The organism is Synechococcus sp. WH 5701, from assembly GCF_000153045.1.
Taxonomy (GTDB): Bacteria; Cyanobacteriota; Cyanobacteriia; order PCC-6307; family Cyanobiaceae; genus Regnicoccus_A; species Regnicoccus_A antarcticus.
In genome coordinates this window covers 1,019,930-1,039,781 of the sequence record NZ_CH724160.1, presented here as the reverse complement: position 1 = coordinate 1,039,781, position 19,852 = coordinate 1,019,930, and the positions used below count along the sequence as shown (strand labels likewise).

26 protein-coding genes and 2 tRNA genes are annotated in these 19,852 nt (G+C 66.1%); 21 read left to right on the top strand and 7 right to left on the bottom strand.

All coding sequences use genetic code 11. The features are described 5' to 3' along the window. The first annotated feature begins 112 nt into the window (after positions 1–112). The 5 genes from WH5701_RS15275 to WH5701_RS15255 all read left to right on the top strand — a co-directional run bounded on the left by WH5701_RS15275 (position 113) and on the right by WH5701_RS15255 (position 3,103). Positions 113–382: a DUF2470 domain-containing protein gene (locus WH5701_RS15275; RefSeq protein WP_006173421.1), complete on the top strand. Its 270-nt coding sequence runs from the start codon at positions 113–115 to the stop codon at positions 380–382. Positions 383–1,125: 743 nt separating this feature from the next. Next, positions 1,126–1,198: transfer RNA gene (locus WH5701_RS15270), tRNA-Phe, on the top strand. Positions 1,199–1,278: 80 nt separating this feature from the next. Further along, entirely contained in the window at positions 1,279–1,515 is a 237-nt protein-coding gene (locus WH5701_RS15265) for a hypothetical protein (protein WP_006173418.1), read from the top strand. Positions 1,516–1,552: 37 nt separating this feature from the next. Beyond that, positions 1,553–2,158 (top strand): chromophore lyase CpcT/CpeT, encoded by a 606-nt coding sequence (locus WH5701_RS15260; protein ID WP_006173417.1) that lies wholly within the window; start codon positions 1,553–1,555, stop codon positions 2,156–2,158. 177 nt (positions 2,159–2,335) lie between these two features. After that, complete coding sequence (locus WH5701_RS15255; RefSeq protein ID WP_006173416.1) at positions 2,336–3,103, top strand: phycobilisome rod-core linker polypeptide; 768 nt, start codon at positions 2,336–2,338, stop codon at positions 3,101–3,103. 41 nt (positions 3,104–3,144) lie between these two features. Here WH5701_RS15255 and WH5701_RS15250 read toward each other — a convergent pair whose 3' ends face one another. Continuing rightward, complete coding sequence (locus tag WH5701_RS15250) at positions 3,145–3,558, bottom strand: hypothetical protein (protein ID WP_006173415.1); 414 nt, start codon at positions 3,556–3,558, stop codon at positions 3,145–3,147. 222 nt (positions 3,559–3,780) lie between these two features. Between WH5701_RS15250 and WH5701_RS15245 the strand changes: the two genes are divergently transcribed. The 5 genes from WH5701_RS15245 to WH5701_RS15225 all read left to right on the top strand — a co-directional run bounded on the left by WH5701_RS15245 (position 3,781) and on the right by WH5701_RS15225 (position 7,589). Next, positions 3,781–4,626 (top strand): phycobilisome rod-core linker polypeptide, encoded by an 846-nt coding sequence (locus WH5701_RS15245; RefSeq protein ID WP_006173414.1) that lies wholly within the window; start codon positions 3,781–3,783, stop codon positions 4,624–4,626. A gap of 34 nt (positions 4,627–4,660) precedes the next feature. Next, positions 4,661–4,882: a phycobilisome linker polypeptide gene (locus WH5701_RS15240; RefSeq protein WP_006173412.1), complete on the top strand. Its 222-nt coding sequence runs from the start codon at positions 4,661–4,663 to the stop codon at positions 4,880–4,882. Positions 4,883–5,416: 534 nt separating this feature from the next. Next, positions 5,417–5,935 (top strand): phycocyanin subunit beta, encoded by a 519-nt coding sequence (locus WH5701_RS15235; RefSeq protein ID WP_006173407.1) that lies wholly within the window; start codon positions 5,417–5,419, stop codon positions 5,933–5,935. A gap of 51 nt (positions 5,936–5,986) precedes the next feature. Then, positions 5,987–6,478, top strand: coding sequence for a phycocyanin subunit alpha (cpcA, locus tag WH5701_RS15230; protein ID WP_006173406.1), 492 nt, complete (start codon positions 5,987–5,989; stop codon positions 6,476–6,478). Between the two features lie 259 nt (positions 6,479–6,737). Further along, on the top strand, positions 6,738–7,589 hold the full coding sequence (locus WH5701_RS15225) for a phycobilisome rod-core linker polypeptide (protein ID WP_006173410.1): 852 nt from the start codon (positions 6,738–6,740) through the stop codon (positions 7,587–7,589). 13 nt (positions 7,590–7,602) lie between these two features. On the opposite strand, the gene WH5701_RS15220 is transcribed toward WH5701_RS15225, so the two are convergent. Then, positions 7,603–7,788, bottom strand: coding sequence for a hypothetical protein (locus WH5701_RS15220; RefSeq protein WP_006173408.1), 186 nt, complete (start codon positions 7,786–7,788; stop codon positions 7,603–7,605). A 163-nt stretch (positions 7,789–7,951) separates the two neighbouring features. On the opposite strand from WH5701_RS15220, the gene WH5701_RS15215 reads away from it, so the two are divergent. From WH5701_RS15215 to WH5701_RS15195, 5 genes are all read left to right on the top strand, one after another. After that, on the top strand, positions 7,952–8,470 hold the full coding sequence (locus tag WH5701_RS15215) for a phycocyanin subunit beta (RefSeq protein ID WP_006173407.1): 519 nt from the start codon (positions 7,952–7,954) through the stop codon (positions 8,468–8,470). 51 nt (positions 8,471–8,521) lie between these two features. Next, positions 8,522–9,013 carry a phycocyanin subunit alpha gene (gene cpcA, locus WH5701_RS15210; protein WP_006173406.1) on the top strand — a complete coding sequence of 164 codons (492 nt, stop codon included), beginning with the start codon at positions 8,522–8,524 and terminating at the stop codon, positions 9,011–9,013. A gap of 117 nt (positions 9,014–9,130) precedes the next feature. Then, positions 9,131–9,979 (top strand): HEAT repeat domain-containing protein, encoded by an 849-nt coding sequence (locus tag WH5701_RS15205; protein WP_006173405.1) that lies wholly within the window; start codon positions 9,131–9,133, stop codon positions 9,977–9,979. 7 nt (positions 9,980–9,986) lie between these two features. Next, positions 9,987–10,655, top strand: a complete 669-nt coding sequence (locus WH5701_RS15200) for a HEAT repeat domain-containing protein (RefSeq protein WP_050751606.1) — start codon at positions 9,987–9,989, stop codon at positions 10,653–10,655. Next, a complete protein-coding gene (locus tag WH5701_RS15195; RefSeq protein WP_006173397.1) occupies positions 10,655–11,131 on the top strand; it encodes a low molecular weight protein-tyrosine-phosphatase in 477 nt (158 codons plus the stop codon). Before WH5701_RS15200 ends, WH5701_RS15195 begins: the two co-directional genes overlap by 1 nt. A gap of 8 nt (positions 11,132–11,139) precedes the next feature. On the opposite strand, the gene WH5701_RS15190 is transcribed toward WH5701_RS15195, so the two are convergent. After that, entirely contained in the window at positions 11,140–12,732 is a 1,593-nt protein-coding gene (locus WH5701_RS15190) for a bifunctional pantoate--beta-alanine ligase/(d)CMP kinase (protein ID WP_006173396.1), read from the bottom strand. 78 nt (positions 12,733–12,810) lie between these two features. Beyond that, the gene (locus tag WH5701_RS15185; protein ID WP_006173395.1) at positions 12,811–13,368 is read right to left on the bottom strand and encodes a septal ring lytic transglycosylase RlpA family protein; all 558 of its coding nucleotides are present in this window, start codon (positions 13,366–13,368) and stop codon (positions 12,811–12,813) included. Positions 13,369–13,813: 445 nt separating this feature from the next. On the opposite strand from WH5701_RS15185, the gene purM reads away from it, so the two are divergent. Then, a complete protein-coding gene (purM, locus tag WH5701_RS15180; RefSeq protein WP_037981718.1) occupies positions 13,814–14,848 on the top strand; it encodes a phosphoribosylformylglycinamidine cyclo-ligase in 1,035 nt (344 codons plus the stop codon). Positions 14,849–14,937: 89 nt separating this feature from the next. Beyond that, positions 14,938–15,615, top strand: a complete 678-nt coding sequence (locus WH5701_RS15175) for a hypothetical protein (RefSeq protein ID WP_006173393.1) — start codon at positions 14,938–14,940, stop codon at positions 15,613–15,615. 32 nt (positions 15,616–15,647) lie between these two features. Here the strand turns inward: WH5701_RS15175 and WH5701_RS15170 are convergent, their stop codons facing one another. Then, the gene (locus WH5701_RS15170) at positions 15,648–16,616 is read right to left on the bottom strand and encodes an aldo/keto reductase (RefSeq protein ID WP_006173392.1); all 969 of its coding nucleotides are present in this window, start codon (positions 16,614–16,616) and stop codon (positions 15,648–15,650) included. Between the two features lie 40 nt (positions 16,617–16,656). Between WH5701_RS15170 and WH5701_RS17800 the strand changes: the two genes are divergently transcribed. Together WH5701_RS17800 and WH5701_RS15165 are read left to right on the top strand one after the other, a co-directional pair. Continuing rightward, positions 16,657–16,833 (top strand): hypothetical protein, encoded by a 177-nt coding sequence (locus WH5701_RS17800; protein ID WP_156776778.1) that lies wholly within the window; start codon positions 16,657–16,659, stop codon positions 16,831–16,833. A gap of 73 nt (positions 16,834–16,906) precedes the next feature. Then, positions 16,907–17,464 carry a hypothetical protein gene (locus WH5701_RS15165; RefSeq protein ID WP_006173390.1) on the top strand — a complete coding sequence of 186 codons (558 nt, stop codon included), beginning with the start codon at positions 16,907–16,909 and terminating at the stop codon, positions 17,462–17,464. A 39-nt stretch (positions 17,465–17,503) separates the two neighbouring features. Here the strand turns inward: WH5701_RS15165 and WH5701_RS15160 are convergent. After that, positions 17,504–17,574 (bottom strand) — tRNA-Cys (locus WH5701_RS15160). Between the two features lie 90 nt (positions 17,575–17,664). Here WH5701_RS15160 and WH5701_RS15155 point away from each other — a divergent pair. Both WH5701_RS15155 and WH5701_RS15150 read left to right on the top strand, forming a co-directional pair. Then, positions 17,665–18,861, top strand: a complete 1,197-nt coding sequence (locus tag WH5701_RS15155) for a lipid-A-disaccharide synthase-related protein (RefSeq protein WP_232202000.1) — start codon at positions 17,665–17,667, stop codon at positions 18,859–18,861. A gap of 31 nt (positions 18,862–18,892) precedes the next feature. Then, positions 18,893–19,150, top strand: coding sequence for a hypothetical protein (locus WH5701_RS15150; protein WP_006173388.1), 258 nt, complete (start codon positions 18,893–18,895; stop codon positions 19,148–19,150). 28 nt (positions 19,151–19,178) lie between these two features. On the opposite strand, the gene WH5701_RS15145 is transcribed toward WH5701_RS15150, so the two are convergent. Continuing rightward, entirely contained in the window at positions 19,179–19,841 is a 663-nt protein-coding gene (locus WH5701_RS15145; RefSeq protein WP_037981193.1) for a ribonuclease D, read from the bottom strand. Positions 19,842–19,852: the final 11 nt, after the last annotated feature.

Here is a 19,852-nt window from a genome sequence, read left to right as displayed (position 1 = left end):
CTGGCTACGTCGGTTTCAGTGCCATCAGGCTGGGGCTCCTGCTCTGGCAGCGATTCGCACTGGTCTGAGCCGCTTCTCCGCCACAATCAGCCTCAACCCTTGCCCCACCGCCATGGCCAGCGATCCCCTCAGCGAAGCCGTCAGCGACCGGATCTGCCGTCACATGAACAAGGATCATGGCGAAGCCGTGCTGGCCTACGCCCGCCACTACGGCGGGGCGCAGCAGGCCAGCGCCGCCCGCATGCTGCGGGTCAGCCCCGAGGCGATGGAGCTGGAGGTGGATGGCGCCAACCTCTCGGTGCCCTTCGATCACGTGCTCAGCGACAGTGAGGACGCCCACCGCACCCTGGTGGCCATGCTCAAGGCCCTGCCCGAGTCCTGAGCTGGGAACACTGAGCGGCAACGTTGCACGCATCCCGGGAGATCGCCGCCATGGTCCAGGCCCTGTTGAGGGGATGCCTCGAGCTGATCACCCAGGCCACCTGTCCACTCTGCGGCCGCCCGGCCGAGCCTGAAAGCTGGAGGGGGCGTGATCAGCCGCAGCCCTGCCAGGCCTGCCGCCAATCGCTGGAGCTCGAGACCCAGCCTGGGCTGTGCGGCCTTGAGCCGATGCCCTGGTGGGCTCTGGGCCTCTATCAGGGGGCGTTGCGCAGCCTGCTGCTGCGCCAGCGGCGCGAGCCCAACAGCCAGGCAATTCCCTGTCTGGCGAGGTCTCTAGCCATAACCCTGCCTGCACCGCTGCGGGAGTTGAGCGTCGTGGCGATCCCCAGCTGGAAACGACGGGCCAACCCGCTGCCACTGCTGATCTGTCAGGGGCTGGGCCTGCCCCGCCTGGCCCTTCTGGAGCGCAGCAGGGCCACGCTGGGGCAACACCACCTCAACCGCCGCCTGCGGGCACTCAACCAGGAGGGGGCCTTCCGGGTCGTCCCAGGCGGAGTTTCCCGCAGCCGACGGTCCCGTCAGGGTCTGTTGCTGGTGGATGACATTCTCACCACAGGAGCCACGGCCATGGCCGCGGCCGCAGCCCTCGAGGACGCCGGTTACCCGGTGTTGGGGCTGCTCTGCCTGGCTCGGACGCCTGCTCCAGGCCGTGAACTAAGATCCTGCGGTGCTGCCGAGCGGCCGGCCGGGATAGCTCAGTTGGTAGAGCAGGCGACTGAAAATCGCCGTGTCCCCAGTTCAAATCTGGGTCCTGGCATTCTTTCCTGAAGGCCCTTGTCCAAGGGTCCAACCCATCGCCCCGGTGGGTCTCCCTCGAAGCTGACGTGCCCTGACGCGATGCGAACCCCTCCCGAGCGACCGTCCAACCAGCAGTTCAGCAATGCCGACAGCTACGGAATGGCCTTCGATGAAGCCTGGGACAGGATCGGCGACCTCGATCCAGCTGATCCAGGGGCCCGCGACGACGCCCTTGAGCGGGTGATCAGCTCCTTGAGCGATCACCCGTTCGCCCTGAGCCAACCGGAGCTGGTGCGCCAGGTGGCGGAATTCCGCCTGCGCCTGCTCAAGCGCTGAGGCCGCTGCGGCAGGCCGGCCCCATAGGATTCGCCCCATGACCAGCTCCCTGACGCGCCTGGTTCGGATGCTGAGCGCCGGGTTCAGCAACCAGCACCAGGCTTTCGAGAACCCCCCCATCTACGCCCACATCCTGGTGCGTTTCCGCCCGCTGCCGCAGCTTGAGCCTGGCTCCCTGCTGCTGGAGCAGTCGTACGCCTTCGCGCCCGGCCAGCCCTACCGCATCCGGGTGCTGCGTGCCGAGAACGCCCCGGACGGCAGCCTGCGCATCCACAACCACGCCCTCCACGACGAGCGGCGGTTCTGGGGAGCGGTTGAGGATCCTGAGCGCATGGCCCAGATCCAGACCGAGGATCTGCGCCTGCTGGAGGGTTGCACGTATGTGGTGCACGGCCAGGGCGAGGGCTTCGTCGGAGAGGTGGAACCCGGCTGCCGCTGCCTGGTGGAACGCAAGGGAGCCACGGCTTACCTGGTGAGCAGTTTTGAAATCGACGGCGAGTCGATGCGCACGATCGACCGGGGCCACGATCCCGCCACCCATGACCAGCTCTGGGGATCCCTGGCGGGACCGTTCGAGTTCCAGCGTACCGACGACTTCAGCCCTGAGATTCCACTCGCCTGGCTGGAGAGCTGGACGACCTGATGAGCAGGGCCTGATCAGGACTGGGTCAGGGGCGAAGCTAGGACAATGCGCAACAAAAGATGATGAAGCTAGTCAAATAAATTTGGGTGCACAGTAAAGCTCTGTGAGGTCTTTTGTCACTAGGGGTTTGTGCTCATCAGGGGTGCCTAAGTTCATCGCCTATTCATCTGGCATTCCATGGCCCTGCCTCTGCTCGAGCTCAATCCCACCGCCCTCAGTGCCCGCGTCACTAACCTGTCGGTTGGCAGCGAAGAAGAGCCACGGCGCACACCGGAAGGGGTGCAGCGCAGTCCTCAGGCCATGGATGAACTGATCGAAAGGGCCTACCGCCAGATCTTCTTCCATGCCTTCAAAGCCGACAGGGAGCCTGGCCTTGAATCCAGACTGCGCCGCGGTCAGATCAGCACCAGGCAGTTCATCCGTGGTCTGCTTCTTTCAGAGAAGTTCCGCAGGGATTTCTACCGTTGCAACAGCAACTATGCCGTCGTGGAGCAGGTGGTTGGCCGTGTTCTCGGCAGGCCCGTGCATGGAGAGCGCGAACAGATCGCCTACTCAATTCTGATTGCCACCGAAGGAATGCAGGGCTTCGTCGATGCCCTGCTCAACTCACCCGAATATGTCGATACCTTCGGCGAGGATGAAGTGCCCTACCAGCGCTCGCGTGTACTCCCCGGCCGCAGCCTTGGCGAGAAACCCTTCAACCAGCAGGCTCCACGCTATTCCTCCTACTGGCGCGACATCAGTGCCTCCCGCGCCCCTGCCGGCCCGTTCAGCGCTGGCGCACAACTCGAGCGGGGGCTGCGTTCCCCCGCCTGGGTCGATGGTCAGCCTCCAAAGCTCGCTCAGACCCTCTGGCTGGGACTCGCCGCCATCGGCGGCGTCGAACTGTTGCGCATCCTGATCACCACCGCGGCCGCGATGCTCAGCACGGGCTCTCCTGGCTGAGGCGCTGTCCAGGGGGGGGCAGCCTGAGCTGATGGTCTGATTCAGGCGCTCAGCTCATCCATGAAGGGCTGTTCCCCCTCGTCTGGGAACAGTGTTTCCGCCCCGTATTCCTGCTCTGGAGCAGGGTCGGCGGCGCCAAGCACGCGCAAGGGCCTCACGAGGCCTGCAGCAGGGGCCATCCCCTCGGGAACCTGCCTGTGAACAGGCTGATCCAGCAGGCCTTCGAGGCGACTCAGGCGATCATCGGTCTGCTCCAGCAGGTCGAGAACAGCGGCTGAATCGACGCCATCCCGGCCTGCGCGATCCAGCAACCCGACCTGTTGACCCTCCAGGTGGAGCAGACGCTCCTCCATCTCCAGCAAGCGCAGAGTGAGCGTTTCAGTGAGCTCACCAAGGGCCTTGAGCTGGACGCCGAAGCGCAGGGGCCAGGCCTCGGAATCAGATGCCGATGTCATGGGTCATTCAGTGACCACGATGGTCGGATGGTATCGGCCTCAGGAGCGGGCGCCAGGGGTCGACTTTGTAACGATTCTGAAAAGCACCGGTGAGAGCGTAAAGGGCCCCATAGGATCCGGCTGCAGACAGCATCGTCGGGGACGTTGTGGCCTGTGTTCAGCACCGCTTCGACGGCTTCCCCGACCCCCTCCGTCTCCCTTCTCTTCCCGGCCTGCACGCCCATGACACTCGTCAACGCTGCCTACCTGGGCATCGATCGCTTCGCGAACGTCCGCGACAAGGACAACTGGTCAAACGCTACCGAAGCCGACATCGCCGGACTGATTCGTTCGGTCTACCAGCAGGTTCTCGGTTACCAGTACGTGATGAAGAGCGAGCGTCTCGAGGGTCCTGAGTCACTGTTCCGCAGGGGATACCTGAGCGTGCGGGAGTTCGTGCGACAGGTGGCCAAGAGCAACCTCTACAGACAGCGCTTCTTCGAGAACAGCAATCCCTACCGGTTCATCGAACTGAATCACAAGCATCTGTTGGGCCGGGCGCCTCAGAACAAGGCTGAGATGCTTCACCATTTCACGATCCTGCAGAACGAGGGCTTCGACGCTGAAATCGACTCCTACATCGACAGCGCCGAATACCAGGATCGCTTCGGTGAAGAGCAGGTTCCCTATCTGCACGGCTGGAACTATTCCGTCGGCCAGCAGGGTCTCCAGTTCTCCTACATGCTGCAACTCACCCGCGGCGCGGCGGCGTCGATCAAGGGTGACACCTCCAAGAATCAGTCGCGTCTGAATCCCTCCGTTCACAAAGGTGCGCCCATCCCAGTGGTGAGCCCGAATGCCAAGGGATCAGCGTTCCGCTCCGTCGAATCCGATGGTGTCACGCGCATGGGTGTGGGCGCCGGCGAACAGGGCCGCACCTACCGGGTCGAAATCTCCGGCTTCAACAACTACCGCCTGCACAAGCGCAGCAACCGGGTGCGTTTCATCCCCTTCAACAAACTGCTCGACTACCAACAGCAGATCCAGCGCGAAGGCGGCCGCATCGCCAGCGTCAGCCCGGTCAACTGAACTTCTTCCCCATCCCCGTCGTTCCCCATCCACCATGAAGGTCTCTGCAGGCACCCGCGGCAGCAGCTTCAGCAGCAATCGCCAGGTCACGATCCAGGTCACTGGCCTGGCCAACAACGACTACGTGCGCAGCTCCGATTGCACCATGCAGGTCCCCTACACCCGCATGAACGAAACCATGCGGCTCGTTCATCGCCTGGGGGGAACCATCACCGGAGTGAGTGTCAGCGGCTCGGGCGACAGCTCCGAGTCCTGACGGTGATTCGGCTTTGAGCCTGATCTTGCCCCTCAAGGCCTTCAGGATCATCCACAGCCATCGGCACCACTGAAGTAGCCCCCCCTGAAGGGGGGCTTTTTTATGTTTCCGGTTCATGGGCTGGGGGGCTGGCTGTGGCCGTCCTGTCAGCCTGGGCAAGCCCCCTGGAACAGGGACTGGCAGAACAACGCATTGGCCCGGTGGATCTTACTGTTCGTCCGGTTACAGAACGGCCCAAGCCTGGCCATGGGGCTGACCCTGAACTCCCGCCAAGGACTCAAAGAGCTTGCACCGCAACACTGTTGCCGCTGGGATGACCGTTTGTGAATGATCGAGCGAGCCGACGGGCTTAGGGCCAACAATACTCAGGTCAAGTCGAGCCACTTCTGGCCAACGGTCGGTCCAGCCGGCCAGCCGGTTGATCCGGTCCACGCCAGATGTTCTCGCACTAGGCATGAGAGTTCGCCTTCGGCGCTCTCGCTGTTGATCACCCAACTCCCGACCCCCACCCGTCGAGAACAGGAGCTTTTTTACATGTTCGACGCCTTCACCAAGGTCGTTGCTCAGGCTGATGCCCGCGGCGAATTCCTCAGCTCTGCCCAGATCGATGCCCTGGCGTCGGTCGTCGCAGACAGCAACAAGCGGATGGATGCCGTCAACCGCATCACCTCCAACGCCTCCAGCCTGGTCACCAACGCTGCTCGCGATCTGTTCGATCAGCAGCCGGCCCTGATCGCCCCCGGTGGCAACGCCTACACCCACCGCCGCATGGCTGCCTGCCTGCGCGACATGGAGATCATCCTCCGCTACGTCACCTACGCCGTCTTCACCGGCGATGCTTCCGTCCTGGAAGATCGCTGCCTCAACGGCCTCCGCGAAACCTATCTCGCCCTCGGCGTCCCCGGCGCTTCCGTGGCTGAAGGGGTCCGCAAGATGAAGGATGCCGCCATGGCTCTCGTCAACGATCGCAACGGCATCACCCCCGGTGACTGCTCTGCCCTCGCCTCCGAGATCGGCACCTACTTCGATCGCGCTGCCGCCGCTGTCGGCTGAGCCGACTGATTCGGTCTTCCGTTCAGGTTCTCCTTCCTCTTCCCTCTTCCCATGTCCAAGACTCCCCTCACCGAGGCTGTTGCAGCCGCCGATTCCCAAGGTCGGTTCCTGAGCAACACCGAGCTCAACGCCGCCTTCGGTCGCTTCGAGCGCGCCACCAACGCCCTTGAGGCTGCCCGTCAGCTCACCGCCAATGCGGATGCGCTCGTCAACGGCGCTGCCCAGGCCGTGTACAGCAAGTACCCCTACACCACCCAGCAGCAGGGTTCCAACTTCGCTTCCACCCCCCGGGGCAAAGAGAAGTGTGCCCGTGACATCGGTTACTACCTCCGTCACATCACCTACTCCCTGGTTGCAGGCGGCACCGGCCCCCTCGATGAGTACCTGATCGCCGGTCTCGATGAAATCAACCGTGCCTTCGAACTCTCCCCCTCCTGGTATGTCGAGGCCCTGAGCTACATCAAGGCCAACCACGGCATCTCCGGCGACCCCGGCGTCATCGCCAACAACTACATCGACTACGCCATCAACGCTCTCGTCTGATTTCCGCTCGCGGTTTTCAACAGCGTTCCTGACGGCTTCGTCGCACGTCTCACACCCCAAGGAGGCCTTCTGGCCTCCTTTTTTCGTTCAAGGCAACTCGCTTGAGGCTGCCGAGGCCGGCGACCAATGCGTAACGATTTAGGCCGAAGTTTCAAGTTAAAGCGCCAGTTCGCCCATAGGATTGTTACCAGTCCTGTTTGATGCTGAAACAGTGGCTCCCCGGCCCTCGGGCCCCTCTCCCCTGCTCGTCCCCACCACCATGACCCTTGTCAATGCGGCCTACCTAGGCATCGAACGTTTCGCCAACGAGCGCAACAACGAGAACTGGTCCAACGGCACGGCTCAGGACAAGGCCACGATCGTGCGCGCCGTGTACCGCCAGGTGCTCGGCTTCCAATATGTGATGGAGAGTGAGCGCCTGGCTGGCGCCGAGTCGCTGTTCAACAATGGGTACCTGAGTGTGCGGGAACTCGTGCGTACGGTGGCCAAGAGCGGCCTCTATCGCGTGAAGTTCTTCGAAAACTGCAATCCATATCACTTCATCGAACTCAACCACAAACATCTTCTGGGTCGTGCACCTCAGAGCAAGGCTGAAATGTTGCATCATTTCACTATCCTTCAAGACGAAGGCTATGACGCAGAAATCGATTCCTATATCGACAGCGCCGAGTATCAGAATCGCTTCGGTGAAGAGCAGGTTCCCTACATCCATGGCTGGGACTACTCCCCCGGTCAGGTGGGCCGTCAGTTCTCGTGGATGATGCAGCTCGGCCGCGGCGCCGCCGCCTCCGTCAAAGGTGACTCCGCCGGGACCAACTTCCGGCTCGGCAAGGCCCTGCACCAGGACCGCGCCCTGCCCGTGGTCAGCCCCAACGCCAAGGGCTCAGGCTTCCAACCCACCAAGGTGGCCAATGAGTCGATCACGCAGATGGCACGGGGGATCGGCCAGAAAGCCAAGGTCTATCGAGTCGAGGTCACAGGCCTGACCAACTACCGCCTGCACAAGCGCAGCAACACCGTACGATTCGTCACTTTCGACAAAATGCTGGAAGCCCAGCAGATGATCCATCGCCAAGGTGGCCGGGTGGCCAGCGTCACTCCTGTGAACTGAACGCGGGAGCCCCTCAGGGTTCATGGAATCTGCCCGGCAGCATGGCTGCCGGGCTTTTTTGTATCTGCTGATCGATGCTGCTCTTGGCAATGATGGCCAGTAGCGCGATACCGATCGAGGCCAATTTCAGTTCAAAGCAACCACCAGCATCCGTTGCTGCCACTGGTTCCTGGTGCTTGAACAGGAGGCGCTTCAGCAATTCCTGGGCCGCAGAGCGCGCAGGCGGCAGCGAAGATGACCCTTTGTAAACTTCCGGAAATTCGGAAGCTTTGTCCCGCAGAATAGCCCAGTCGATCGGATCTCCCGTTCGGCCCTCAAATCAACTCCCGACCCCGAACGTCGAGAACAGGAGCTTTTTTTACATGTTCGACGCCTTCACCAAGGTCGTTGCTCAGGCTGATGCCCGCGGCGAATTCCTCAGCTCTGCCCAGATCGATGCCCTGGCGTCGGTCGTCGCAGACAGCAACAAGCGGATGGATGCCGTCAACCGCATCACCTCCAACGCCTCCAGCCTGGTCACCAACGCTGCTCGCGATCTGTTCGATCAGCAGCCGGCCCTGATCGCCCCCGGTGGCAACGCCTACACCCACCGCCGCATGGCTGCCTGCCTGCGCGACATGGAGATCATCCTCCGCTACGTCACCTACGCCGTCTTCACCGGCGATGCTTCCGTCCTGGAAGATCGCTGCCTCAACGGCCTCCGCGAGACCTATCTCGCCCTCGGCGTCCCCGGCGCTTCCGTGGCTGAAGGGGTCCGCAAGATGAAGGATGCCGCCATGGCTCTCGTCAACGATCGCAACGGCATCACCCCCGGTGACTGCTCCGCCCTCGCCTCCGAGATCGGCACCTACTTCGATCGCGCTGCCGCCGCTGTCGGCTGAGCCGACTGATTCGGTCTTCCGTTCAGGTTCTCCTTCCTCTTCCCTCTTCCCATGTCCAAGACTCCCCTCACCGAGGCTGTTGCAGCCGCCGATTCCCAAGGTCGGTTCCTGAGCAACACCGAGCTCAACGCCGCCTTCGGTCGCTTCGAGCGCGCCACCAACGCCCTTGAGGCTGCCCGTCAGCTCACCGCCAATGCGGATGCGCTCGTCAACGGCGCTGCCCAGGCCGTGTACAGCAAGTACCCCTACACCACCCAGCAGCAGGGTTCCAACTTCGCTTCCACCCCCCGGGGCAAAGAGAAGTGTGCCCGTGACATCGGTTACTACCTCCGTCACATCACCTACTCCCTGGTTGCAGGCGGCACCGGCCCCCTCGATGAGTACCTGATCGCCGGTCTCGATGAAATCAACCGTGCCTTCGAACTCTCCCCCTCCTGGTATGTCGAGGCCCTGAGCTACATCAAGGCCAACCACGGCATCTCCGGCGACCCCGGCGTCATCGCCAACAACTACATCGACTACGCCATCAACGCTCTCGTCTGATTTCCGCTCGCGGTTTTCAACAGCGTTCCTGACGGCTTCGTCGCACGTCTCACACCCCAAGGAGGCCTTCTGGCCTCCTTTTTTTCGTTCTGTCTCCCACCCCTCCCGCCACGGCCAATGGTCGCCGCCGCCGAGCCCATCGAACCGCCCCCTTCCGCCGGAGCCCCCATCGACGAGGCCGAGGCGCTGCGGCGCCTGCGCCAGAGCGAGGACCAATCGGCCCAGTACTACGCGGCCTGGTGGCTGGGGCGCATGCGCAGCCAGAATCCCGAAGCAATCACCTTGCTCTGCCAGGCCCTCGGCCAGCGGCAGCCACGCCAGGCCGAAGCCGGAGTTGAGCACAATGCGGTGGCACGCAACGCGGCGCGGGCTCTGGGGAAGCTGGGCCAAGCCGACGCCATTCCCCACCTGCTTCAGGCCCTGAACGATTCCGACGATGGCCTGCGCGAAGCCGCGGCCCGTTCGCTCGGAGAACTTCGCGCCACGGAAGCGGTCACGGTTCTCTGCACCAGGCTCGCCAGCGGACCCGCCGTGGCGGGCGCCCCTCAGCCCGGCAGTAGCCGTCTGCAGGAACCCTGCGAGGCGATGCTGGAGGCCCTCGGTGAAATCGGCCTGAGTGAGCCCCGGGTGCTGGCCGTGATCGAGTCGTTCAAGGCCCACGAGCGGCCCCTCATCCGCAGTGCCGCCTGCCGGGCCCTGCTCCAGCTCACGCAAGACAGCCACTGGGGCGAGCAGCTGCTGACCCTGCTGGAGCATCCCCAGCTGCAGGTGCGCCGCGCCGCCCTGATGGATCTGGGCGCCGCCGGCTGGCGGCCGGCGCTGGAGCCGATCCGGCGCACCCTGGCGGAAAACAGTCTCAAACTGATGGCCCTGCGTGGGCTGGTGGAGAATCCAGCAGGTGTTCACCCCACCCGCCTCGATGAGGACACCACCGCCCTGCTGGCCGTGATGGATGACCTGCTCTGAGCGCACCATGCCTTCCCCCAACCCCGCGGCAGCCGAGCCCACCGAGCTGATCGAGGCCCTGCGCCAGGCCGACAGCTCCATGGGTCTGCTGCTGGCCACCCGACGGCTCGCCGAGGCCTGCCACCCAGAAGCGGCCCCGAGCCTGGTGGAGGTGCTGGGCTTCAACAATCCAGGCGCCGCCGTGGCGGCCGTCGATGGCCTGATCGCCCTGGGGGAGCAGGCGGTGGAGCCGTTGCTGGCCAATCTCGATGGCCACAATTACGGTGCCAGGGCCTGGGCCGTTCGCGCCCTGGCCGGGATCGGCGATGTGCGTGGCCTGGAGCTGCTGGAGAGCGCCCTGGCCTGCGACATCGGGCCCAGCGTGCGGCGAGCCGCAGCCCGGGGCCTGGGTCAGCTGCGCCTTGAGGCCCTGCCCCAAAGTGAGCAGGCCTGCGTGCGGCAGCGTTGTCTCGATGCCCTGCTGGCCGGTGGCGGCGATGGCGAATGGGTGGTTCGATACGCCGTGGCGGTGGGTCTGGAGCAACTGCTGCTCGCCATGGGTCAGGCGGAGCCGGGGCATCACTCCGGACTCAAGGCCCTGCAGGAGCTGGCCGGCGAGCCCGGGGACGACACCCTGGTGGTGCGCCTGCGGGCCGCTCTGGCCCTGGCTCGCCTCAATGGTCAGGCGGTGGGCTGATGGAGCGCTCCCGTCTGCTGTTCGTCTGCCTGGGCAACATCTGCCGCTCCCCCGCCGCCGAAGGGGTCTTCTTGCACCACCTGCAGCAGCGGGGTCTGGAGCAGTCCTTCAGCGTCGATTCAGCGGGCACGGGCCACTGGCATGCCGGTCAGCCAGCCGATGCCCGCATGCGAGCCGCGGCAGCCGGGCGTGGCATCCACCTGCCCAGCCGAGCCCGCCAGATCGTGGCGGCAGATCTTGATGCGTTCGACCACATCCTCACCATGGATGACGACAACCTGGCGGCAGTGCAGGCCATGACCCGGGGACGTGAATCCAGGGCCCAGATCAGGCCGATCACCCAGCACTGCCGCAGGCACCGGGTCCGTGAGGTGCCCGATCCGTATTACGGCGGGGACGATGGCTTCGAGGGGGTTCTGGATCTGCTCGAGGATGCCTGCACGGGCCTGCTCGACGACCTGCTGGCCACCAGCTAGCTTCCCTCTCAGGCTGCTGCGCCACCCTCCGGCGCAGGCCAGGCCTCTTCGGGAATGCGCTCACGAAACAGATCCACCAGGGTCGTGATCACCTCCTCGATGGCCAGGCCATCGGTGATCAGCTCCACCGCGTCCTCGGCCTGGAGCAGGGGGGCCACCTCCCGGGTGGAATCCTGATGGTCCCGCTCGGCGATCAGGGCCTCCAGCTCCGCCAGGGGCGGCACGGCGAACCCCCGCTGCTCCAGGTCCTGGGCCCGGCGGCGGGCCCGCTCCGCCACCGTTGCGGTGAGAAACACCTTGAGATCAGCGTCGGGGAACACGGCGGTGCCGATGTCGCGGCCCTCCGCCACCAGCCGGCCTCGGGCGCCGAGGGCCCTCTGCTGCTGGGTGAGCGCCTCGCGCACGCAGGCATGGGCCGCCACCTGGGACACCTGGGCCGTGACATCGGGATGGCGGATCGCCTGGCTCACGTCGTGGCCGTTGATGCTCACCTGTTGATCGCCGCTGGCCTCCAGGTCGAGGCTGAGCTGCAGCCCCTCCAGCAACGGCTCCACCTCCGTCGCCACAGCTGGATTCGCCCCATGGCGGAGAACCCACCAGGTCACGGCCCGATACATGGCGCCGGTGTCGAGGTAGATCAGGCCGAGGCGGCGGGCCAGGACCCGGGTGACCGTGCTCTTGCCAGCCCCGGCGGGGCCATCGATGGCGACGATCGGGGGACGGTTCATGAGAACGAGGTGATCAATCAGGCGGCTGGGGCCACAGCGGACGGCGGCCGCCAGCAACAGCGGACCCTGGGATAGGGCGGAAGGGTCCAGAGGACGCAGCCGCCGGGCTTCCACCATCTCCACATACTCCACTGCCAGATCGGCCTGCTCCAGCTCTGCCTGAACCAACCGCTCAAGGCGGGCGGTATCCCGCTCTCCCCTCTCCCAGGCCTTCCGCCCCAGGGCCAGGGCAGCGGGCAGGCGTGCAGCCTGGCCTCGCTCCGGCTCCGAGAGATAGCGGTTGCGGGAGCTGCCCGCCAGACCATCGCTCTCCCGCCATGTCGCGCATCCCTGGACCCGCAGCGGCAGGGCCAGATCCGCCACGATCCGCCTGATGATCACCAGTTGCTGCCAGTCCTTCTCGCCAAGCAGCAAACGATCAGGACGCACCAGGGCCAGGAGCCGGGCGACCACCGTGGCCACCCCTTCGAAATGGCCTGCTCGGGTGCGGGCACAGAGCCCCTGAAGCAGAGCGGGCGGAGGCAGGATCCGGGTCAGCTCAGACTCACCGCCGGGGAACAGCTCCTCAACGGTTGGGGCGAACAGGGCAGTGGCCCCTGCCGCGGAGGCGAGAACGCCATCAGCAAGGGGATCGCGCGGGTAGCGCTCGAAGTCTTCCCCGGGGCCGAACTGAAGCGGATTGACGAACACGCTCACCAGCACCCGTGGCGGCGGCCCCGACGGGACAAGGGGGGCGGACGCCCGCTCGATCAGACGGCGGTGGCCCTGATGCAGAGCGCCCATGGTGGGCACGAAATGAAGGTCCGTGGCCGGAAGCCCAGCGGCGGGCCTGCACCAGCGCCGCAACTCATCACAGGTATGCAGCAGCTGCATGGAGGCGCCAAACGAAAGCCCACCCGGAAGATTGCCGGATGGGCCTACTCAAGTGGATCGGGTAAAGGCCCTCAGGCCCTACTGAACCACTTCAAGACGCACCTGAGCCACGCCGCTGGCGACCAGACCCAGGTTCTGGGCAGCACCATGGGCAAGGTCGATGATGCGGTTGCCGTGGAACGGACCGCGGTCGTTGATGCGCACGATGGCGCTGCGCCCGTTCCGGAGATTGGTGACCTTCACCTTGGTGCCGAAAGGCAGGGTGCGGTGAGCCGCGGTCATGGTGCCGGGGCGGAAGACCTCGCCATTGGCGGTGCGGTTGCCAAAGAAACCAGGGCCATACCAGCTGGCTTCACCGGTGCCGGCCAGCTTGAAGCGGCGGGGAGTGGGTGCGGGTGCGGTGGGAGCGGTAGGAGCCTCCAGTGCCGGTGCCTCGCTTTCCTGCTGGCGAATGGCGACGGACTGGGAAGGCTGAACCGGCTCAGCCGACTCAAGAGCTGGTGCGGGAACGGCCGGACGGGCCATGGCGATGCGGGACTCGGACTCGGTGCGAGCCGAGTTGGCGAGCACAGGAACGGCAACGCCGCTGCCAGAAAGGAGGAGGGCAAGGGCCCCCAGGGGGAAAGTGCGACGCATAACAGTCGAAACCCACCACGAGTAGGCAACGGTCTTCGGAATGAAGGTCGTTACTTGATGGATCGCGCTAACGATTGGAAGAGCTGAGAGCGCGAAACCGGTGGCTGAGTCCCTGATGAAAAATCACGACCCCGAAAACTTACAGGAAGTCCGAGGAAGTCCTGTTAAGAGCTTGGGCAGAAGAATTGATCAGGAATAGTCATCGACGAAGAAATCCCTGTCAGCCACAGTGCAGAGAACCGCCTGAAGCGCCGACATCGATCAGTGACGCCAATCAGTGCCATCAGCAGGGCTGATCAAAACTTGTGACAATCTGGCGGGCGGCCCCTTCTCAAAAGGCTTTCGCCCAGCTGGACGGCGATCCAGGCCGATGGCAAACGGCCTGGATCGCCGCTGGCATCGGAGGATCAGCGGCGATGAGGATCTGCCCAGCAGGAGCAACGCCATGGATTACCGAACGGCCGGAGTGGATGTGGCCGCCGGCAGGGCCTTCGTCGAGCGGATCCGCACCAGTGTCGAGAGCACCCGCCGGCCTGAGGTGCTCGGTGGCCTGGGGGGATTCGGCGGACTGTGCCGACTGCCCGAGGGGTTGCGGCGCCCATTGCTGGTGGCCGGCAGTGACGGAGTGGGGACCAAGCTGGAGCTGGCCCAGGCCCACGGGCGTCACCATGCTGTCGGCATCGATCTGGTGGCGATGTGCGTCAACGACGTGATCACCAGCGGAGCCGAACCCCTTTTCTTCCTCGATTACATCGCCACCGGCAGGCTGGCGCCCGAGGCCATGGCCCTGGTGGTGGAAGGCATCGCCGACGGCTGCCGCCAGAGTGGCTGCGCCCTGCTGGGGGGCGAGACGGCGGAAATGCCGGGCTTCTATCCGCCCGGCCGCTACGACCTGGCCGGCTTCTGCGTAGCCGTGGTGGAGGAGGACGAGCTGATCGATGGCCGGCAGGTGCAGCCTGGCGACCGGATCCTGGCGGTGGCCAGCAGTGGTGTTCACAGCAATGGGTTCAGCCTGGTGAGGCGGATTCTTGAGAGCAGCGGCACCACCGAGACAACACCCCTGGCGGGCGATGACCGGCCGGTGATCGAGGCGCTGCTGGAGCCCACCCGTCTTTATGGCGCCCTGGTGAAGGCCCTGCGCCAGCAGGCTGTACCCATTCATGCGATGGCCCACATCACCGGCGGTGGCCTTCCAGAGAACCTGCCCCGCTGCCTGCCGGCCGGAACCCATGGCCGGATCGAGGCCAGCAGCTGGGAGCGGCCCGAGCTGTTCCGCTGGCTGCAAGACGCAGGCGAGGTGCCGGAAGCCGATCTGTGGAACACGTTCAACCTGGGGGTCGGCTTCTGCCTGGTGGTGCCGGAGCCTGCCGTGTCCTTGGCCCTGGAGGTTTGCGCGCTCCTGGGACACCAGGCTTGGATCCTTGGGCTGGTGGAGGCCGGCGCCCCCGGCGAGGTGCCCCTGGCGGGTTTGCCGTACTGACCTCCCCATACCCTCTCCTGGCAGATTGAAGAGGGCTTTGCTGTCCTTGATCGCTGGCAGCACACCCGGTAATTCATACGTCCTTAACCATGCACACCTCCAGCTCCCGCATCACCCGACGGCGCAGCTCAGCGGGTCCCCAGCCGGCGGCACCACCGCGGCGGCTGAGCGTTCCTCCCCAGGGGCGAAACGTGAGTCGGCCCACCTATCTCACCCTGCGCGACCACGGCAAGGTGTTCGTGGCCGACCTGCCCCGCCTTTCCGAGGGCCAGCTCTCACGGGTGGCCACGGAGGCTCAGGAGGTGCTGGAGAGCCTCAACCGGCGTCTGGAGGAGCTGGACCAACTCCCCACTCTCCAGCCAGCTGAGCAGGAGACCCAGATCAGGGCCAGCACCAAGCGAGGCGTCACCGAACGCTTCCTGCAGGCCATCGAGGAGGAGCAGAGCGAGCGGCGCAACAACCCGGCCCTGCTCGCCGCAGCAGGGGAGTCGCTGGCCCGGGCTTTCCTGGAAATCTCCCGCCACCGCCTGCCGGGAGCCACGTTCGACTCCCTCCTGCAGGAGGCCCTCAGCGCCTGCGATGAGCACAACTCCGCCGCCGACAACGATGACAAGGACATGGGTTCCGGAGCCAGGACCGGGCCCAGCGGCTCCCTGAGCGGTGCCCCCCCGGTGGTGATGAACATCCACCCCAGGCCAGCCGCCGCCCTTCCTGTGGTGCTCTCCCCCGACCCCACGGGCACTTCTGCAGCGGCGGAATCCGCCTGATCCTCGATCACGTCTCAGGCTTCAGCTCCTTCTCAATCACTGAGAAAGGGGTTGGCGGGCATCCTCACCGGCAGGGCCAGGGCCTGGCGGTCGAGGGCGAGGCGCTCCTGCTCGTCGAGTTGCCAGGCCAGCGCCGCCACCGCCGCTTCGGCCTGCTCGGGGGTGCGCAGGCCGGGGATCGGCATGGCCCCGTGGGCCCTGCACCAGTTCAGGGCCACCTCAGACACCTGGGCTCCGTGCTCTGATGCGATGTTCCGCATCAGAGCCAGCAACGGCTCGATCCTCGGTTGCAGCCGCCGGAACAGCAGCCCCCGGGGGCCCTTGGGCGAGCCCACGTCGCCGCCGCCCCGGTCACACAGCAGACCCAGGGCCAGAGGGCTGTAAGCGATCAGATCCACCCCCAGATCCTGGCAACAGGCCCCCAGTTCCCCGCCGGTCACCGCCTCAGGAGCCAGCAGCGACACCTGCACCTGGAGGCTGTCCAGGCGCACCCCCCGCTCGGCCAGCCGCCGCTGCACCTCCCTCAGGCGCCGGGGCCCCATGTTCGAGACCCCGAGACTCTCCGCCTCACCGGCCACCACGAGATCCGCCAGCCCCTCCAGCAGGGGCCACTCCTGCCAGGGGGCATAACGAGCAGTGCTCCAGTGCAGCTGCACCCGATCGAGGCGGCCGCCCAGCCGCTGGCGGGAGGACTGGAACGCACGGTCGTAGCCCCGGCGGCCCAGGCGCCAGGGGAAAGGGGCCAGTTTGGTGGCCACGCACAGCTGATCGCGTTGCTGAGGGGGCAGAGCCTGGAGAAAACCACCGAGCAACTGTTCGCTGCGGCCGGTGAAACGGCCGGTGCCATAGGAGTCGGCCGTGTCGAAGAAACGAAGCCCCAGGGCCACCGCCCTGTTGAACGTGGCCTCCAGGGCGGCGTCATGGAGCTCGGGCCGGTAGCCCCAGAGGAACTGGTTGCCCCAGGCCCAGGTGCCCACGCCGATCGAGACGAACTGCGCCATGGGGTCTCCGGGCTGCGAGCGACCTCGCCATGATCGGAGCATGACGTCACCGCCGCCCCAGACCCAGTCGCCAGCGCCTGTGCCACGGCCGGCACCACTGGTGCAGAAGGCCCCCCAGCAGCAGCCCAGTGAACCGGTGCTGTGCAACCACTGCGGTCGCACCGCCAGCAACGGCATCAGCTGTCAGGGCTACTGCGTGGCCGATTCGGACTACTGAGGCCCGCTTCACTGGTCCGTGCACTCCAAGGGCCTGGCGGTTCCACAATGGAGGCCCTGCGCGTGGGTTCCCCTTGGCCGTCAGCACCATTCCCGACCCATTCCAGAGCCACTGCTGCGTAGGGCCAGGCACTCGCCACGCGGGCCTGCTGCTGGCCGGGGCCCTGCTCAGCCTGCTGATCCCTGGGCCAGGCCTGCGGGCGGATGAGAAACAGCCCACCGACTTCGGGCGGGTGCAACGCGCCACCCGCAGCTGCGAACGCAATCTCGCTGCGGCCAGCCCTGGCCCCTGCTCGGAGTTGCGCTTCGAGCAGAACCAGCAGGGACTGCTGAACATCCGCTTTGTCGGCCCCGGCAGCGGCGAGATCACCACCAACCTCGTCACCTTCGTGGGGGTGGTCAAGGACGGCGCCGCGGGGCTGAGCTGCCGCGAGGGACACTGCCGCCTGGAGGGTCCCCTCAGCACCGAGGTCACCAGCGTGAGTGAACTGGGCTTCGATCAGCGGGGACTGCCCACCAGCCTGCCCAGCGCCTGGCCCGCCGATGGCACCTGCACGGTGGAGAGGCACGACGTGCGCTGCGAAGCCAAGGCCCTGTCCGGCGAGCGCTGGTCAGCCACCGCCGAACTGTGAGCGAACCATCCGGCGGCTCGCCGGCAGGAGGGAGATCAGAGGCGGCACCCAGATTCGAACTGGGGGTAAAGGATTTGCAATCCTCTGCCTTACCACTTGGCCATGCCGCCATTTCAGGGGAGAACCCCCGTGCTGCGGATCGTATCAGCCGTCCACGGCACCCCCGGCTGCTGCTGCTCAGCAATGGCCATGGGGAAGATCTGATCGGTCTGCGCATCCTGCAGGCGCTGCACCAACGGCGCCCGCAGATGCTGCTCAGGGTCCTGCCGCTGGTGGGGGAGGGAGAGACCTACCGGGAAGCGGAGCACGACGGCTGGCTGCAACGGGTGGGGCCCCGCCAGCGGCTGCCCAGCGGCGGCTTCAGCAACCAGAGCTTTTCTGCACTCCTGCGCGACCTGGGGGCGGGGCTGGGTGGCCTGAGCTGGCGCCAGTGGCGGCTGGTGCGCCGCTGGGGTGCCGCTGGCGATCCGATCCTGGCGGTGGGGGATCTGCTGCCACTGCTGCTGGCCTGGGCCAGCGGTGCGCCCTACGGCTTCCTGGGCACACCCAAAAGTGATTACACCTGGAGGAGTGGACCCGGCCGCGCCCCCTTCGCCGACCGCTACCACCACTGCAAGGGCAGCGAATGGGATCCATGGGAGTGGGCCCTGATGGCTGATCGCCGCGCCCGGCTGGTGGCGGTGCGCGACGAGCTCACCGCCAGGGGGCTGAGGCGCCATGGGGTGACGGCGCTGGCGCCGGGCAACCCGATGATGGATCAGCTCGATCGGTTGCCCCTGCCCGAGCCGTTGGGGCAGCGGCGTCGGATCGTGCTGCTCTGCGGCAGCCGCCTGCCGGAAGCCCTCGCCAACGCCCGCCGGCTGCTGGCGGCCCTGGCCCGCTTGCCGGCAAGAGAGCCCCAGGTGGTGCTCTGCCCCACCGGCTCCCGCCCCAGCCGCCACGACCTGGAGCCGATCCTGGCCGCCCAGGGCTACCGCGAGGTGGCCCTGCCGGAAGGTTGTGGCGGCAGCTCGGCCTGGCTGCTCCAGCAGCGGCTGCTGCTGCTGGGGCCTGGCTGCTTCGAGCGTTGGGCCGGCTGGGGGGAGGTGGGCCTGGCCACCGCGGGCACCGCCACAGAGCAACTGGTCGGTCTCGGGGTCCCCGTGCTCTCGCTGCCAGGGCCGGGTCCGCAGTTCAAGCGCGGGTTTGCGCGGCGCCAGAGCCGCTTGCTGGGGGGGGCGGTGCGGACCTGCGCTTCAACGCAGGACATGGCCGTCGAACTGGAGCGGCTGCTCGGGAATGCCCAGCTCCGCCAGCATCTGGGGGCCATTGGCCGGCGGCGGATGGGGAACACAGGCGGCAGCGAGCGTCTGGCGGCCCTGGTGGACCGGCAGCTGCTGGCCCAGCCCCAGGGATGATGGGGCTTCTCCTCACTCAGGCGCGTCCCCGATGCCAGCACCGATCGACCGGGCCTACGCCACCGTCACCGGTCAGCTGGCCACCCTGCTGGGGGTGAGCATCGCCGCCGCCCGGCGCCGGGTCGACCAGCAGGCTGCCCGGGAAGGAACCCGGGCGCCAGGCGAACGCATCACCATCGCTGAACGCATGATCCAGGAGGCCCAGGGAGGGGCCAGGGCCCAGGGTCAGCTGCTGGATGCGCTCCTGGTTGCCAAAGACGACGAAAGCGGCTTCATGGTCGAGGACTGATCGCCGGAATCACGGATCGCCTGGGCCCTCAGCGCGACTGGGAAGAATGCTCGAACACCGAGCCGAAGCGGCTGCGGTCGAGCTCGGCAAACACCGGCAGACAGGCGAAGCAACGGCGGGCCAGATCGAGGCGCTCCTCCCGCTCGAGGATGGCGGCCAAGGCGTGACGAGCGGCCAGCAGGTAGCGGACATCGTTGGCTGCATACACCAGCTGGGCCTCACCCAGCTCTTCAACCCGTCCCCAGTCGCTGCTCTGCGACTGCTTGTCGAGTTCCACCCCCACCAACTCCTGCACCACCTCCTTGAGCCCGTGGCGTGAGCTGTAGGTGCGGGCCAGGCGGCTGGCCACCTTGGTGCAGAACAGCGGCGCCACGGCGATGCCGAGGCCTTCCCCCAGGGCTGCCAGATCGAAGCGGGCGAAGTGGAACACCTTCTCGATCGCCGGACTCTCCATCAGCTCGCGCAGACGGGGCGCCTCCTGCTGGCCCCGGGCGATGCGGATGCAGCAGACGTTGTCGAGGTGGTCGGCGATCTGAACCAGGCAGAGACGGTCGCGGCCATGGACCAGCCCCATCGCCTCGGTGTCGACCGCCAGGGCCGGGGCCTGAGCCAGCAGGCTGAGCCATTCGGCGTCGAGATCCCCCTCGAAGACAGCGAAGCGTTGGGGGGTGGAGGCAAGGGCCGAGGGCATGAGCGCGGGAG